Annotated in this window: 11 protein-coding genes and 2 pseudogenes; 3 read left to right on the forward strand and 10 right to left on the reverse strand. The window is 63.0% G+C overall.

The annotated features are described in order from the left end of the window. The 4 genes from gspE to C4900_RS11450 form a co-directional block, all read right to left on the reverse strand. Nucleotides 1-1449 carry a type II secretion system ATPase GspE gene (gene gspE, locus C4900_RS11435; protein ID WP_083996093.1) on the reverse strand — a complete coding sequence of 483 codons (1449 nt, stop codon included), beginning with the start codon at nt 1447-1449 and terminating at the stop codon, nt 1-3. After that, the gene (gene gspD / locus C4900_RS11440; RefSeq protein WP_083996095.1) at nt 1442-3697 is read right to left on the reverse strand and encodes a type II secretion system secretin GspD; all 2256 of its coding nucleotides are present in this window, start codon (nt 3695-3697) and stop codon (nt 1442-1444) included. Before gspD ends, gspE begins: the two co-directional genes overlap by 8 nt. Before the next feature lie 43 nt (nt 3698-3740). After that, nucleotides 3741-4598: a type II secretion system protein N gene (locus C4900_RS11445; protein WP_170132525.1), complete on the reverse strand. Its 858-nt coding sequence runs from the start codon at nt 4596-4598 to the stop codon at nt 3741-3743. Nucleotides 4599-4797: 199 nt separating this feature from the next. Then, a complete protein-coding gene (locus C4900_RS11450) occupies nt 4798-5253 on the reverse strand; it encodes a hypothetical protein (protein ID WP_141689349.1) in 456 nt (151 codons plus the stop codon). An 881-nt stretch (nt 5254-6134) separates the two neighbouring features. Here C4900_RS11450 and C4900_RS11455 point away from each other — a divergent pair. Then, nucleotides 6135-7196: an NAD(P)-dependent alcohol dehydrogenase gene (locus C4900_RS11455; protein ID WP_065971543.1), complete on the forward strand. Its 1062-nt coding sequence runs from the start codon at nt 6135-6137 to the stop codon at nt 7194-7196. Between the two features lie 661 nt (nt 7197-7857). On the opposite strand, the gene C4900_RS11460 is transcribed toward C4900_RS11455, so the two are convergent. The 5 genes and pseudogenes from C4900_RS11460 to ftsH form a co-directional block, all read right to left on the reverse strand. Continuing rightward, on the reverse strand, nt 7858-9093 hold the full coding sequence (locus C4900_RS11460; protein WP_325048171.1) for an alpha,alpha-trehalose-phosphate synthase (UDP-forming): 1236 nt from the start codon (nt 9091-9093) through the stop codon (nt 7858-7860). 9 nt (nt 9094-9102) lie between these two features. Next, nucleotides 9103-9393 carry a hypothetical protein gene (locus tag C4900_RS16345; RefSeq protein ID WP_211306914.1) on the reverse strand — a complete coding sequence of 97 codons (291 nt, stop codon included), beginning with the start codon at nt 9391-9393 and terminating at the stop codon, nt 9103-9105. Next, on the reverse strand, nt 9372-10136 hold the full coding sequence (locus C4900_RS11465; protein ID WP_065971542.1) for an HAD family hydrolase: 765 nt from the start codon (nt 10134-10136) through the stop codon (nt 9372-9374). Before C4900_RS11465 ends, C4900_RS16345 begins: the two co-directional genes overlap by 22 nt. A 2-nt stretch (nt 10137-10138) precedes the next feature. Continuing rightward, entirely contained in the window at nt 10139-11125 is a 987-nt protein-coding gene (locus C4900_RS11470) for an NAD(P)H-dependent glycerol-3-phosphate dehydrogenase (RefSeq protein WP_170132526.1), read from the reverse strand. A 902-nt stretch (nt 11126-12027) separates the two neighbouring features. Beyond that, nucleotides 12028-13795, reverse strand: a pseudogene (gene ftsH, locus C4900_RS11475) (ATP-dependent zinc metalloprotease FtsH); the annotation flags it as partial. Nucleotides 13796-14024: 229 nt separating this feature from the next. On the opposite strand from ftsH, the pseudogene gpmI reads away from it, so the two are divergent. Together gpmI and C4900_RS16065 are read left to right on the forward strand one after the other, a co-directional pair. Beyond that, a pseudogene (gene gpmI / locus C4900_RS17355) lies at nt 14025-15570 on the forward strand (2,3-bisphosphoglycerate-independent phosphoglycerate mutase). Nucleotides 15571-15695: 125 nt separating this feature from the next. Beyond that, nucleotides 15696-15848 carry a hypothetical protein gene (locus C4900_RS16065; protein WP_170132527.1) on the forward strand — a complete coding sequence of 51 codons (153 nt, stop codon included), beginning with the start codon at nt 15696-15698 and terminating at the stop codon, nt 15846-15848. Between the two features lie 163 nt (nt 15849-16011). Here the strand turns inward: C4900_RS16065 and C4900_RS16070 are convergent, their stop codons facing one another. Continuing rightward, on the reverse strand, nt 16012-16380 hold the full coding sequence (locus C4900_RS16070; RefSeq protein ID WP_170132528.1) for an FAD-dependent oxidoreductase: 369 nt from the start codon (nt 16378-16380) through the stop codon (nt 16012-16014). Between the last annotated feature and the right edge of the window lie 192 nt (nt 16381-16572).

A 16572-nucleotide genomic window follows, 5' to 3' on the forward strand; every position in this document is an offset into this window, starting at 1 on the left:
TCAGTCGCGGGAGACCCGCATAACCTCTTCAGTGGTGGTGCGTCCCTCGGCCACGACCCGCAGGCCGTCCTGATAAAGTGTCCGCAAGCCGCGCGAAAGCGCTATCTCGCGCAGCCGCGCCTCGGCCGCCCGGTCATGGATCAGGGCCTTCAAGGAGTCATCGACGGTGAGTAGCTCGTAGAGTCCGGTGCGCCCCTGAAATCCGGTCGAGCCGCAGGCCGGACAGCTCTTGCCCGTGCTCTGTGCCTGTCCATGACAGCTCCCGCACACGGTGCGCACGAGGCGCTGCGCCAGGACCCCGAGGAGGGTCGAGGCCACGAGAAACGGCTCTATACCCATATCCACCAGGCGCGTGACGGCCCCCACCGCGTCATTGGTGTGCAAGGTCGCAAGCACCAGGTGACCGGTCAGGCTCGCCTGTACGGCGATCTGGGCGGTCTCAAGATCGCGGATCTCGCCGATCATGACGATGTCCGGGTCTTGTCTTAAAATCGAGCGCAAAGCCCGCGCAAACGTCAGGTCGATCTTGGGGTTGACCTGGATCTGGCCCACGCCATCGAGCTCGTATTCGACCGGATCCTCGACGGTCATGATGTTCGATGTGTGTGTATTGAGCTCACCCAGCGCCGAATAGAGCGTGGTCGTCTTGCCCGAACCCGTGGGGCCGGTCACGAGAAAGATCCCATGCGGCTCATTGATGAGCGCGCGCAAGGTGGCAAGCGTATCGTCCGGCATCCCCAGGGCACCCAGGTTCAGGCGCCCCGCCTGCTTATCCAAAAGCCGCATGACCACGCGCTCACCATGCGCAGTGGGAACGGTGGAGACGCGCACATCGATCGGCCGGCCGGCCAAGCGCAGGGTGATACGGCCATCCTGGGGCAGGCGCTTCTCGGCGATATCGAGCCGCGACATGATCTTGATGCGCGATACCAACACCCCATGTGCGGCCTTCTGGGGTTCGATGACGTCACGCAGTACTCCATCCACCCGAAAGCGCACCAAAGACCGCGTCTCGAACGCCTCGACATGGATATCCGATGCCTGTTCGCGCACCGCCTGCGTGAGCAGGGCGTTGATGAGGCGCACCACGGGGGCATCGCCCTCGCTCTCCAGAAGGTCTTGGGTCTTTGGCAGATGCTGCGCGAGTTCGGCGAGATCAAGCTTGTCGTCGAGATCGCCCATGATCTGCTGGGCCTGCGACATATCGCGCGCATAACCCGTATTGAGCGCCGCCAGAAACGCCTCTTCGCCTACGATGTTCAGCTTAAGCGGCCGTCGCAGCACACGCTCAAGTTCCGCCAGCACCACTCCAGGCACCTGCGCGCGCTGCCAGACCTCGACCTCATCGCCGACAAGCCCCACGCTCATCACGCCATAACGTTTGGCGAAGTGGTAGGGCAACTTGGCGACCCAGTCCTTATCCAGTGGGCGCTCGATCATCTCAACCATGGGCGGCACCTGCAGGCATTGCCCTCTTGTGCGTGGGGTGCATTCCGGTCCCGGCGCTGGGCTCCTTCAGGGGCGCCAGGTGGGGCTGATGGTAATTTGGCAATATCACCGACCGTGAAAACCGTACCGCGTCCTCCTCAGCCTGCATCATGGCGTAGCGCGAGGCTGTGAACCCTTCGCTCTGCTCGCTATTGCGTACGATGACAGGTTTCAGGAAAACCATGAGGTTGGTCTTCTTCTTCACGCGCTGGCGGTATCTAAACAAGTTTCCTATCCACGGTATGTCGTCCAATAATGGCACGCCCTGCCAGTTGTTCTCGACTTCGTCACTGATGAGTCCGCCTAGAACTATGGTCTTGCCATTGGCGACGATAACCGTGGTCTTCAGTTCTCTCTTATTCGTTATGATGTCGACTGCGCCGGAAAGGCTGGGCGCTATGCTCGACACGTTTTCATAGATCTGCATCTTGATGTTGTTGCCCGCCGTTATTTGCGGCTTGATCTTTAGCGTAAGGCCCACGTTCTTGCGCTCGACCGTCTGAAATGGATTGACGCCCACTGTACCTACGGTTCCCGCGGTGGAGTAGCTTCCGGTTATGAACGGCACATTCTGGCCGACCATGATCTTCGCCTCGGTATTGTCGAGCGTCAAAAGATCCGGTGTCGAAAGGACATTCACGCCCGAGACAGATTGCAGGGCGCGGGCAAATGCCGATAGACCGACAACCGTTTGTCCGCCGGCGAGCTTGACCGTACCGCTAATGAAGCCGAGCGCAAGGCCTGCATCGTTGGCCAGGTTCGAAGGGCTGGCAGCGGTCGAAACGATTCCTGAGCCCGTCAATGGAAAGTTCGTGACGCCGCCTACAGCGCCGCTCCCGGCGGGAGCCGCACCTGCCCACTGCACGCCGAGCTCGGCAGTGTTATCGACCGTGACCTCGGCGATGAGCGCCTTGACGAATACCTGAGCCCGGCGGATGTCGAGCTTTGCTATCACCGCGCGCAGGCTGTCATACACGGCATTGGGGGCGTTTATGATGAGCGCGTTGATCGATGGATCGGCCTGGACGAGCGAGGCCTTGATGGCGCGCGCCGAGACACGGTTACGGACCTGGGGAGCCCCTGGCGGCTCTCCCGGCAGGGCTACCGGCACCACCGGCCCGCTGTGGCGCTGGCCGGCACCCTTGGCCTCCCCCTGCAAAAGGCCGCGCAGGATCTTTGCAATCTTGGTGGCCCGGGCGTTTCGGAGATACACCACATGCGTGGTCCCTCCGCTCGCGCCGCGCGCATCGAGCCTACGCACGAGCGCCTCGATGAATCTGAGTTTTTTTATGCTCGCGGTACGCACGAGCAAGCTGTTTGTGCGTGTATCCGGCACGATGTAGACGGGGCTGTAGTTGCCGCTCGGCATACCCGCGGCATTGGGCAATTGGGCCTCGCCTAGGCGTACAAGGAGATTGGCAATATCCACTGCGGACGCATAACGCACCGGAACTATGGCGATAGGCGCACGCATCTCGGCCTCTATCCCGTAGACGATACGCAAAAGCCTGCGGATATTATCGGCGTCGTCGGTAACGATCAGGGTATTGGTCGGCGCATAGACCGACAGGATTCCCGCGCTCGACATCAAGGGCCGCAGAAGGGGCATGAGCTGTGCCGCCTGGCCCTCTTCGATCGGTATGATCTGGGTTACCAATTGATCTCCCCCGCGCGGCCAGTAGCCGCTGACCGGCGCCGCCTGACGGGCATTGGCTTCAGGCAACACCTTGACCACGCCACCTGGGCCCGCAACCGCCGCAAACCCTTGTGCCTTCAAGGCGCTTACAAAGATCTGGTAGGCGGCCTTCACGGATACAGGCGTGGTCGATACGATCGTCACTTTGCCCTGCACCCGCGGATCGACCAGGAAATTTTTACCGGTAAGCTCGGCGACCGTGCGGATCACGGCGCGAATGTTGGCGTTATTGAAGTTAAACAGCATCTCGCCTGGGGGAATCCTGCGCGACGTGCTGACCACCGTCGATCCGGCGCGGGCCATGGCCGGCGCTGTACCGGAACTCAACACGGGGTGCGACGGAGGCGTGGTCGCAAGCGGGGTACGCGCCCCCACCACGGGATGCCCCGGGCTCGGACCCGTGTGCTCATTCGCGGCCTGGGCCGGCGATTGCATGAACGCCAGTAACAGCGCTAGAACGATCCCCGCCCATGACCGGCTAACACACGGCCGGCTACATACCCACTTACCCATCGGTACTCCGTCCTTAGAAATGGTATCCACCACACAAACGGACTCATGGGGCTTGCATCGTGTACTGAAAGACCTTCATGCGTCCGTCGCGCGCCACATCCACTGTGACATCGCCACTTTTGGCGCCAGCGATATAAGCGCTGACCGCCGCGCCCAGGGAATTCACGGGCTGCCCATTCACCTCCTCGATCACATCCCCCTGACGCAGACCGAGACTCGCAAAGGCCGGTGCCGGCACGCCCTTGACCAACACGCCGCCCTCCGGCGCAGGCACCAACCACGACTTCAACGTGGCATTCGATACGCTCGCAAACGCCGCCACTACGGATGGCTTCACGGGGACCGTCACGGCGGGCGCCGGCCCCGAGGGGCGAGACACAGCGGCCGCCGCAGCAGACGCCGACGGCATAGAGGGGGTTACCGATGCCGGGGGCGCCACAGGCGGCCGGGAATACAGCAAAAGGCTCTCGAGTCGGCCGTTTTGCCGCAGAATAGCCCGATCCGCGGTGACGGCCGCCAGAACCACGCCCGGGGCCACGCTGGTCCCGACGAGGTATGGATGCACTTTGCCACTTGCCCCAGCGATCAGAGCCACGCCCGGATGACCCGCCACCAGCCCTGAAAGGGTCAGCGCGAGATGGCTTACCGGGATGGCCGCTAGGGTCGTTACCGGCGACTGGCCGAATAAATGGCTTTTCAGCAACACCCGCAGCGGTGGCGGCGCTGACTGCGCACTTGTGACGGGGGGCGATGCGACTCGCACCGGCGACGAAAGCATCCCCCAGGTCCAGTGGGCCAGGACTGCCGCAAGACCAATGATTGCGACGCCATTGACGACCTTCGCCGTACGCGGCTTGGCGGAAGCAGCGAGAAGCCGCCCACCGAGAGCCTGCCAGGACATTTTGCTCTGCTGCCATTGCTCCGTTTGCATTGGCGCATTATATCCGTCCGCCACGCGCGTCCCATCCTGGTTTTCGAGGTATCCAAAGCGGCCTCATCCGGGCAAACGCATGCTCGATGCGGCCCTCTCACGTTTACGGGGTCTATCGCGACCGGATAAAAGGCTGTGACCAACCGGCCGATGGCACGTCAACTGGCCGTCAAAGCCACGCGTGCGCTGCGAATACCCGGGTGGTTTCGGCCGACAACTCATCCTTGAGTTTGGTTAAACGAACGGAGATATCGGGCGCCACATGCAGTAGATCCTGGGTGAACGTTCTCGGCTTCTGCAATGTCATGAGGCTGAACCCGGTCACGACCCTTCGAAGCCCATGAAACGCCACGGCGCGATACGGCCGACGACCGAGCCAGGCATTGGACCATAGGGCCGGGGGTGCGGCATTGGCCGTAAGGACAATGCGGTTCGCCCCCGCCATCGTCGCACGCACGAGCTGGCCCTTGTTCCAGTAACTCGAAACCAAGGCCGCGCCGATCAATCCCATGGTTGCGAAGGCGCCGAGTGTCCAGAAAAGCCCGTGACGAGAAGACCAAAGAACGCTGCTTTCCGGTAACGCACGCCCCCCGAGGCATTGCGAAAGCCGTTTCGTTGTTTTCATGTGTCTCTCCTTATGCTCTGCGTGCGAAACCATCCTATAGCACCCTTGAGTCCGCATAAGTCGGACCTAAGTAGGATGGGCACGTCCACCAAAAAAAGGTGGTTTGGCATTATGACAGACGAGCTTGCTCCTGTCCAAAAACGAGCGCGAATCAGGGCGCACCGCATACATCCCTACAAATGCGGCGGGGGCGCCTGCCACACGCATTTCCGGGGTTTCCAAACACGAATCCGCGAGATTGCAGGAGGTTTCCATCCATTTCCCGGACCCTCACCGTTTCAGGTCGCGTGATCGGCTCGTTTATTGATCCTGTCGCGCGCGTTTTTCTAAAGGATGCAGAGGGCCTTGGCGTGCAGTGCAGTGCTTGTCGCCGACCTGCGCATTTGGTTTAATGGGTGCGTCCCCAATGCCCGCCACTGATCACAAGCGTTCTTTTCGGCACCGCGTATTCATGCGGATTCGCCAGGGAGATCGGGCCCGATCATGACAACGAGGTAAAGGCGCGCCCATCGATGCGCCGGCGATGATAGGCAAGGGGCGCAGGCCACCTGCAAGACAGGTGCTCGTTGCCGCACCAGCACCCCTGGATTATGGACATCCGCGGGCTTTTTGGGGTGGCGATGACCGATGAGCGCGCCGGCACGCGTACCACCGGTGGCGATTCGGATGGCGGCACATCGATGTGCGTCGCACCGAGTGCCGATACATATCCCAAGAACACAAGATGCCGATGGGCGCCGGCCGCCGCCTGAGGCGCGTCGGGACGTCTGCAAGCGCGAAACGGCCCCGCATCGGGGCTTTTTGATGGACCGGATTTGGCAGCATGGAGCCGTTTAGCCGCCAGACACAAGATATGATGAAAGGCATAAATGGAGGCCGCAATGACGATAAAAACGAGAGGATACGCGACACAATCGGCAACCACGGAGCTGCAACCCTTCACATTTGAGCGCCGCGACCCACGACCCCAGGACATCGTCCTTGATATCCTGTTCTGTGGCATCTGTCACTCGGATATCCATTCGGCGCGCAACGAATGGGGCTGGACCTCCTATCCGTTTGTTCCTGGACACGAGATCGTCGGGCGGGTCGTTGCGATCGGCAGTGAGGTCAAGGGCTTCCAAGTGGGTGACCTCGCGGGCGTCGGTTGCATGGTAGACAGCTGCCGCACCTGCCCCTCCTGCCAGGCCGGTCTGGAGCAATACTGCGACCATGGCTTTACCGGCACCTATGGTGGCGAGGACAAGATCGGGGGAACGCCGCACGCTGTGACGTTTGGCGGCTATTCCGACACAATCACCGTGGACGAGCGCTTCGTCCTGCACATTCCGGAGAATCTCGATCCGGCGGCGGCCGCCCCGCTTCTGTGTGCGGGAATTACCACATATTCCCCGCTCAAGCACTGGAACGTCGGGGCCGGCCAGCGGGTGGGTATCATCGGTCTCGGCGGGCTCGGTCACATGGGGGTAAAGTTTGCGCACGCCATGGGCGCCCATGTGACGATGATCACAACCTCACCTTCCAAAGGTCAGGATGCGAGGAAGCTCGGCGCCGACGACGTGCTGATCTCCACGCAGGCCGAGGCCATGAAACAGGCGCGGGATCGCTTTGACTTTCTGCTGAACACGATTCCCGTGGGCCATGACGTCGATCCCTATATGGCCCTATTAAAGCGCGACGCGACGATGGTGATCGTAGGTTCCGTAGAGCCCCTCAAAAAGGTCGACGGGATTCCCTTGATATTCCGGCGGCGATCTTTGGCGGGATCATTGATCGGCGGTCTGCCGGAGACGCAGGATATGCTGGATTTCTGTGGCCAGCACAACATCGTGTGCGACATCGAGCGCATCTCGATAAAGGACGTCAATGAGGCCTATGAACGCACGGTCCGGGGCGATGTCAAATACCGTTTCGTCATCGATATGGGGACGCTCGGGTCCTGATAGAGACTGCCATGGCTTTGACACGTGCCGGATCCGCGCCGTCCCAAAGAGGCCCTGCGGAGCGGTTGACCGGGACCGTGCGCAGAGACCCCATGCGCTCCAGACGGGCCTTGGCGGATGGGTGCGGCAGGCATCCCATTCGCGCCCGGGGGAGGTGACCGCATTGATGCACTCATCCATGTGGAACAACGGCCGACGACGACCGCGGGCAGCGAGCGGGCGCCATGCTGACGCGAAGCGAACGTGGGGATCCGAACGGGAGGCGTCATGCGGTGCCCTTCGGGCCACACGCATCGGCACGGCGCCCTAGCGACACGACCATGGCCCCTATCGCCCTTCAGGAGGCCCTGGGCGATCGGATGGTCGATTGGCGGGAGGGGCCGCCGCAGGGTCCCGGACGCTCAATACCTGACCCAGGAAGCCACGAGGGAACACTATTGGCCTGCGTGGAAGCCCCGAAGGTCGTATCGGCGTCAGGCATCTAGCCGGGAATCACCGCCATGCCACGGGGGGGCCATGCGCGGGCGTCTGGCGCTTTTTGGTCGGTACGCCAAGATGGGAGGATCACGATATCGCGGCCGCGCGCCGCCCACAGCGCCCACAAACCCTGTCTTGCATGAAGACCATGCGCACACCGCCCGACACGGGAAGGCTCGCGAATCTAGTGTGTGCCGACTTTGTCCCTGCGATCACGAAACACCCCTCCCCCCTGGCCTTGCGCGGGATTCACACGCGAAAAGAGTTCCAGGATGTGCGCCGTCCAATGGCGGATATCAAGGCGCGTCACTTGCTCAAACATACGCTCCATGCGCGCCCGCCGTTCCGCGCGCGGCATATCGATCGCCTCATCGATGGCCCGATCCATGGAATTGCGGCTATAGGGATTCGCCAGAACCGCGCCCCGCAGCTCGATTGCGACCCCCGCGAATTCCGAGAGCACAAGCACCCCGTCACTCCCCTCATTGGCCGCCGCGAACTCCTTCGCCACCAGATTCAGGCCATCACGCAACGGCGTCACCCAGCAGATGTCCGCCGCACGATAGCAACATAAGACCTCCTCAAAGGGCATCGGATTGGTGGATAGCATGATAGGCAGCCACGTCAGCGTCCCGTAATGGCCATTGATGCGCCCCACAGTCTGTTCAATCTGCTGCTGCGCATTGCGATAGACACGCATACCGTCGGCCGGCGCCACCGTCGTCAGGATCAGCTTCACGCGCCCGCGCAACTCCGGGCGCCGCCCCAGCAAGCGATCGAAGGTCTCGAGCATCTGATGCACGCCCTTCGTATAGTCCACGCGGTTTATCGAAACGATCAGGATATCCTCCTTGATCTCCTCGCGGATCGCCCGTGCCCGTGCCTGCCCGCGTTCGCTTTCGACGATCGTGCGTATGAGCTCGGGATGGGTCCCGATGGGGGTCGCATCGATATGCGTGACATGACCCTGAACCGTCACGGAGCGCGGCGCAGTATCCTCTGTCAAGGCCGTGCCGACATTCTGCCATTCGGGAGGCACCGGACCATCTTCCATGATCGCTGCCGGACGCAAGGCCTTGACGAGCGCCCCGAAATTGCGCGCATAGCGCGCCACATGAAAGCTCACGAGATCACAGGCGAGCAGGCTCTCCAGGATCTCCTCGCGCCATGGAAGAATGCAAAAGATATCAGGCGCCGGAAAGGGCGTGTGATGAAAGAACGCCAACGTGACATCCGGGCGTCGGTCGCGCACGAATTTCGGAACGAGCCACAGGTTGTAATCATGTACCCATACAACCGCGCCGGGTGCCGCCTCCGCGCATGCCGCCTCCGCGAAGCGCTCATTGACATCGCGGAACGTGGCCCAATCGGTATGCTCGGTGCTAAAGGCGTACGGAAGGCTGTGGATCACCGGCCACAACGCCTCTTTCTATGTGATATGGTAAAATTGACGAACTTGGTTACCATCGAGCGGCAGGCGCGCAACCTCGTAACTCCCGTAGCTGTCCTCCACGGTAATGCGCGGCTCAAATGCCCCTTTCTTGCCAGCCGGGGCCTTTTTCCAGGCAACCCAGGTGGCGCGCTCGACGTTTCCAAAAAACCCCTTAAGTGCAGGCACGATGCCATTGGGACTCTTGTTCTCCACGAGCACCGTGCGGCCATCGACAACCTTCTCCTCGTAAGGCTGGCGATGGTAGACTATGACGAGCGGTGTTCCCATAAACTCCCCCTTTCGTGGAATACCCTGAGCGCTTCTAGCACTCCGGCCGCACCGGGCTTTGTACTCAGATGCACATTGGGCAACGCGCGGACGGCGCGCACGAGCCCCACCTCGCTGTTGCCGACGGCAACACCGGCAAGCCCGGTCTCGAACAACGACAAATCGTTCAGTGTATCTCCGGCAACCAGCGTGCGCTCGTGCGCGATCCCCAGGGCGGTGAGTGTCCTTAAAAGCGTCGGGCCCTTACGTACTCCGGACGGAAGAACATCGAAATAGCGCCCATCCGAGAGCAGGGCCTCGAACCCGATCTGCTCCACGTCCGCCTGCGCGGCAATCGCCTCGCCGTGATCGCGGTAGTAACGTGAGACCCGCCGCCCTTCCACGACCGGCTGCGCGGTAAGCCCGGGATAGCGCGCAAGCACCTTCGCGATACGCGCGGGCGCATCCTTGGGCCAGCGCGCATCGAGCCACGACTCGATGTCGGCCAGCGGGCGCCAGTCAGGACCGGCGGCGACACTCGTACCCACATTCGCGATCACATGATCCGGACGCACCGGCAAGCGATCCGCCAGTTCTCGCATGAACCCCAGGCCACGCCCACTGACGAAGATCACCATGAGTTCGTCCCGGCGCTCGGCGATCCACCTATAAAGCGCACCGCGCGCGGCCCGATCCCCTCCGAGGAAGGTGCCGTCGAGATCGGTGGCAAGCACCGTCGGTTTACGGCCCTCGGCCGCTGCCACCCTCAATCCACGCCCAACAGGCGCTCGAGCGCCTGCTCCGGGGATATCTCGTGTGCCCATAGTGCGCGGATCACGGGTGGCAGACGCAGGTCGATGTCCGCATCCTGCTCAAGCATACGCACAGCCTCGGCGGTGTTGATACCTTCAACCACCCCGGCCGGGGGTTCATCGCCACGCGCCAATGCCACACCCAGGCGGTAATTGCGCGACTGGGAGCTGGCGCACGTGAGAAACACATCACCCGCCCCGCAGCTCCCAAGCAAAGTCTCTGCACGGCCGCCCAGCGCCACAGCCAACTTGCGCATATCCTCGAAGCCGCGCGTGATGATCGCCGCGCGCGCGTTCTCGCCAAACCCCCGGCCAGCCGCCATACCACAGGCGATCGCGATGACATTTTTCAGGGCCCCGCCCACCTGCGCCCCCACGACATCGTCGGTGACCGCCACCGAGATCCCGCCGCTCGCAAGACGCGCCTTGAAGGTCTCGGCAAACTCGCGTGCCCCTCGGCCGACGGTCTTTTGGCCAGAGAGCGCCGCCATGGCGAGCGTCAACACGGTCGGTTCTCCTCGCGTGACCTCGGCGGCGAAGCCGGGACCCGTCAGCACCCCGACGAGACGCCCGGCGAACACCGCCTCCGCAACCTCCGTCATAAACGCGCCACTGCCTAGCTCGAGCCCCTTGCTCGCAAAAAGCACAGGGACATCGGCCGGCAAAAGCGGTCCGATGCGTCGCGCTATCACGCGTAAAGCGCTGCTTGGAACCGCCATCACCACCACTTCGGCGCCGCGCAGCGCACAGGCAAGGTCCGTGGTAGCCGTAAGTCCATCCGGTAGCTGAACATCAGACAGGTAGGCGGAATTACGGCGCCGATCGCGGATCGAGGCCACGACTCGCGCCTGACGCGTCCAAAGATTCACACAGTAGCCACCACGCGAAAATGCGGTCGCAAGTGCCGTACCCCAGGCCCCGGCACCGACCACGGCTGCCACGGGCGGATACGTGCCATTCCCGATCCTTCTATCACGCGATGAGGGTAAGCGTTCGATTTTCATAGGGCCCCGGTTTGCCTTCAACCGCAATGTGGCGCTCTTTCCGGGACGCAGGAATACCCTTGACGGTCAGGATGACGTACGGCCATCGAAGATCCGAACGTCATTAATTCGAGAGCACCCAGGATACCCCTTAAAAACACCCACAAAAGCGATCGCCTCTTGCACAGTAAAGAGGAAATGAAGGAGGCGCGCAGACTGACTCGAGTCAGGTACGCGGATGAAGTCTACGATACCACAACGAGTTCATCCCGAATAGCCACATCGGAGAATGGTGCGTATTCCGAACCTGCAATTCCGGACGATTTCCGCGCTGTCCTGGGTTGATATTAAATACATTAATATGGTAACAAACATATATGTTTTCTATCCTCATCGAATATTTATTGGCGATTATCCAGTCCCTTTATGGTCGCATGGCGCGACACACAAGACCGGATCCCATACCCCGAGCGCAGGTTGCCTAACGCGCTCAGGCGCGCCCCGCGCGGGATCCCGGCACTGGCCGCCAGCCGGCTCGCCGCCTCCCGCGCCTTTACCATCGCACACGTTATGGATTTTCTTGTATCCAGTCTGCTTGATGGCAGACACCCGGCAGCCCGCTTCGCACACGTCGGCAAAAAGGTCACGCGGGTTGCAGTCGGGCCGCCGGCGTACATGCACGCCCCGGCCACAGACCCAGAACATGCCCCGGATCCGTGCGCCTACCCGCATGCTGGATGGCTGCAACACGGATGGGTACCCCAGACGGCGACCGCCCCGGCGCCGCCGGGCGCGGATCTCATGCGCGGCCGGGGGAATCGCCGCTCCCCGCAGGGGCCACGCACCGCCCAGCGGCACGGGCGCGCACGCCGGTGCCCGTCCTCGACCAGGGCCTTCACCGCCGCGTCGATCTGCTGGGCCGTCAGCTCGCTGTAGTTTGCCTCCTCGGTGTAATCGCCGCCCAGGGACAGCGACTGCTGCCTACGCCCCATGCCAGCGGCCCGAGGCTTTCGCTCATGCCAAGGCGCGTGGCCATGTCCCGCGCGATCTCGGTGGCCCGCTCCAGATCGTTGGCCGCGCCGCTGGAGGTGTCGACGAACACGAGGTCTTCCGCGGAACGGCCGCCCATGAGCGTGACGATCTGATCCCGAAGCTCGTTTTCCGTGGCGAGGAATTTTTCCGTCACGGGCAGCAGCATGGTGTAGCCCAGTGCCGCGACTCCGTGGGGGATAATGGATGTCTTGTGGATGGGCTCCCCGGTGGGCATACTCGCGGCGGTAAGCGCATGCCCCGATTCGTGGAAGGCGACGCGGCGCTTCTCGTCGGCATTGAGGACGCGGTGCTTTTTTTCGAGGCCCGCCATGACCCGGTCGACGGCCGCCTCGAAATCGGCCATCGTGACGGCATCGTGATTATGGCGTATGGCGAGTATGGCCGCCTCGTTCGTGATGTTGGCGAGGTCGGCCCCGATGAAACCCGGGGTCCTCTGCGCGACGACCCCCAGGTCGACGTCCTTCCCCACGGTGATCTTGCGCGCATGCAACTGCAGGATCTTTGTGCGCGCCGCTAAATCCGGCTTGTCGACCACAATCTGGCGGTCAAACCTTCCAGCGCGCAGCAGCGCCTTGTTGAGGACTTCCGGCCTGTTCGTGGCGGCCATCACAACGACTCCAGTCGACGGATCGAATCCATCCATCTCCGTGAGGATCTGGTTGAGCGTCTGTTCACGCTCGTCGTGCCCCCCGAATACCACGGGACCGCCACGCGCCCGGCCGATGGCATTGAGCTCGTCGACGAATATGATGCAGGGCGCCTTCTCGCGAGCCTGATGAAAAAGGTCACGGACGCGGGCGGCACCGACGCCCACGAACATCTCGATGAATTCGGTCTCGCTGATGTTGAAAAACGGCACGCCCGCTTCCCCGGCGACGGCACTGGCGAGCAGGGTCTTGCCGGTACCGGGCGCACCGAGGAGCAGTACGCCCTTGGGCATGTGGCCGCCGAACCGCTCGATCCGCTGGGGGTTCTTGAGGAATTCTATACTCTCCTGCAACTCCTCCTTGGCCTCGTCGACCCCGGCCACGTCGTCGAACGTAATCTTCGGCAACGTATCGGGGTGAATGTGGACGCGATTGTCGCCGATATTGAGGAAACTGCCGGCGCCCCGCATGCGACGGCCCATCCATCCCCAGAAGAGGAAATGAGCGCGAAGGGAACGATCCACGTCAACACGAGCGCCATCCAGGGCGACGCGCGATGGACCTCGTACCGGATGCCATGCGCGGCCAACAGACTGGCAAGCCGCATGTTGTGCAGCGGAACGGTCGCAAATTGACGGGGCTGTCCGGTCGGACCCCTCAGCCTCAGTGTCCCCGTGATGCGCTGGTCGCTTATGACGGCGTTCTGGATTTCGTCTTTCTGGACATATTCCAGAAACTGGCTGTAGGGGATCGTCTCCCTGGGGACGCCGGTGGCGTTATGCCACATAAGGAATAGTGTGACGAAAAATAGGATATAGAAAATCAGATTGACGTCTGGACGCTGCCTGAATCTTACGGGTTTTACTGGCTTATTCACCTCGATGTCGGGCTTCTTGTCCGGACCGAGGCCGAATTCCGCGCGAGTCATGTGTCACTCCCGATAGGCCACGTTGCCGCCGATCCGGCAATGCGGGTACAGTTTCCCATTATACGGGACTCGTACACTACTATCCGGGCGGTTTGTGTCAATCGTTCGCGCAGCGCATGCGCCCTCCGGGTCTGCGGGACAGGTGGCATGACGCACTCTTTTCCCATAGAGTGGAACCGTTAAGACACCGGCGGCATATGCCGAACCACGGGCCAACAGGAGGCGCGTCATGGACCCGGTCCTGCTTCTCGTTTTCGACGGCTTCGGGGTGAGCCCGGCCCGCCGCGACAACGGCTGGGCGCAAGCGCGCACGCCGCATCTCGACGGCTACTTCGCGGCCTGGCCCCACATCGTTCTCCAGGCATCGGGAACGGCGGTCGGCCTGCCGGACTGCCAGTTCGGCAATTCCGAGGTGGGCCACATGACGCTCGGCGCCGGGCGCGTACTTGAGCAGGATCTCGGGCGTATTCGTCGCGCTCTGGACAGCGGCGAGGTACGCACCCTTGCGGCATGGCAAGGGCTGGCGGCGGGGGCGCGTCGCCTGCACCTTCTCGGTCTGGTATCCGATGGCGGCGTGCACGCCCACGTCGATCACCTTCTCGGGCTCCTGCGACTATTGCATGCGGCAGCGATCGAGCCCGTCATTCACATGATCACCGATGGTCGCGACGCGCCGCCTCGTTCCGCAGGCCGCTATCTGGCGATGGTCAGTGAGGCCCTTCAGGGCCAACCCGGCCGCATCGGCACGGTCAGCGGACGCTATTACGCCATGGACCGGGCCGGGCACTGGGACAGGACCCGGCGCGCGTGGGCGGCCATCATAAAGGGCGAGGGCAAAACGGCGGAAACGGCGGAAGACGCGCTGGCCCAGGCGTACGCCCGGGGGGGAAACGGACGAGTTCATCATGCCGACCGTGATCGGCGAGACCGCGTCGGCGTGCGTGCCGCCCGAGGAAAGGATCCTGGATTTCAATTTCCGCAGCGATCGCGCCCGCCAACTGGTCGCGGCCATCGGCCTGCCGGCGTTCGATGCCTTCGATCGCGGTCTTGCCGGGGCCCGCTATATCACCTGCATGACGCAGTACGATGCGCAATTCCCCTTTCCCGTGCTGTTTGCCCCGGACCGCCCGCGCCGGGTGCTGGCCGAGGTCCTGAGTGACCATGGGTTGCGCCAATTTCGTTGCGCGGAAACCGAGAAGTACCCGCACGTGACCTACTTCTTCAACGGCGGGCGCGAGACGCCGTTTGCCGGCGAGGAACGGGCCATAATCGCCTCACCCATGGCAAGGACCTACGACCTCACACCGGAGATGAGCGCCCGGGCGGTGGCCGGCAGAACCATAGCCGCCATCGCCTCAGGACGCTATGCGTTCGTGCTTGTCAACTTCGCTAACGCCGACATGGTCGGGCACACGGCCGTGCGGTCCGCCATCATCGAGGCCGTCGAGACACTCGACCGCGAAAGCCATCGCGTCATCGAGGCGGCGCTCGCCAGGGGGTTCCGAATCCTGCTGACCGCCGACCACGGCAACTGCGAGGAGATGATCGACCCCCTGACCGGTAAGCCGCACACCCGACACACTGCCTATCCTGTCCCGTTCCTGCTGGCCGGTGCACGTGTGCCCCTGTGCGCCTCCGGGGGTGATCTTGCCGACGTGGCACCGACCGTTCTCGAACTCTTGGGCATCGACCAGCCTCCGGAGATGTCCGGGCGAAGCCTCCTGCGCGGCGGGACCGCCGCAAAGCCGGTCACGGCCCGCTCGCGAGACGACTGACCGCCCAACAGGCCTCGCTCGCCGGGATCACGAGCGCAGGCCCGCGCGCCGCCGACAGTATCAGGGCCGAGATTCTGCCCGGCGGCGCCTTCCGGCCTTGGGCAGGCGATATGCCGGCGATGCCGATGTCCGACAAAGCGCGCTCGCAAAACACCCCTGTACGCGGCCGCGGCGGCGCGCCGCCGGAGACCTATCAAACCTGTGCACGCAGCATACGCCATACCCTCGCCGGCCATCCGGTGCTGGTCGGGGAAGCGCGCCAGGTCATAGGCCGGTAGGCTCGCCGCCACGGCCACACCGACTTGGCCGATAGGTGGATGCGCGTCGATGCCAACCGCCCGGCCGCCGCGCAGCCGCGGGTTGCTAACCTCGAAAAAGCGGGATGCCGCCGCCGGTATCGTCCGTCATTCCACTCGCGCGCGGCCACAAGAAAGGCGATACCTACCTATTGACGTCGCCGCAGGCGTATATGTGCGGCGCGCCGGTTTGCATCGCCGCGTCGGCCCGTATGCCGTGCTGATCGAAGGCGAGATCCAGCGCGACAAAGCCTTCGGGTATGACGGGCCGGCGGCGGCCGACGGCCATGACGACCCCCGTATGCGAGGGCTTGCCTGCGCGCATGTAAAGGACACGCACTCCTCGCGCACGTTCCACGACCGTGACCCCGGCGTTGGCAACGATGCGAATGGCCGGGTCGAGCAGCGCCGGCAATGTGGCGACCACGCCGAATCCCCGGTCAGGTACGTAGGCCGCCGGACAGGCGCCACCGCCCGCGCCGATTGTGACGACACCGAAATCCGCATCGGACATCAGTCGGTCTCCGAAACCTTGAGGCCGTGCCCGCCGTCCGGGGCCGGTTTGGCGGACCGGCGGCGAGCCAAGGCCCATCGGGAGGCGCTCGCGCCGTTCCTTCTGGGCCCGGAATGAACCCTTGATCGTGACAATTATCAAAATACCGGTCCCACCGAACGCCGTGATCCCGTGAGTCCGCGGACATGGGCG

Origin of the sequence: Acidiferrobacter thiooxydans, assembly GCF_003333315.1 — a bacterium.
GTDB classification, from domain to species: Bacteria; Pseudomonadota; Gammaproteobacteria; order Acidiferrobacterales; family Acidiferrobacteraceae; genus Acidiferrobacter; species Acidiferrobacter thiooxydans.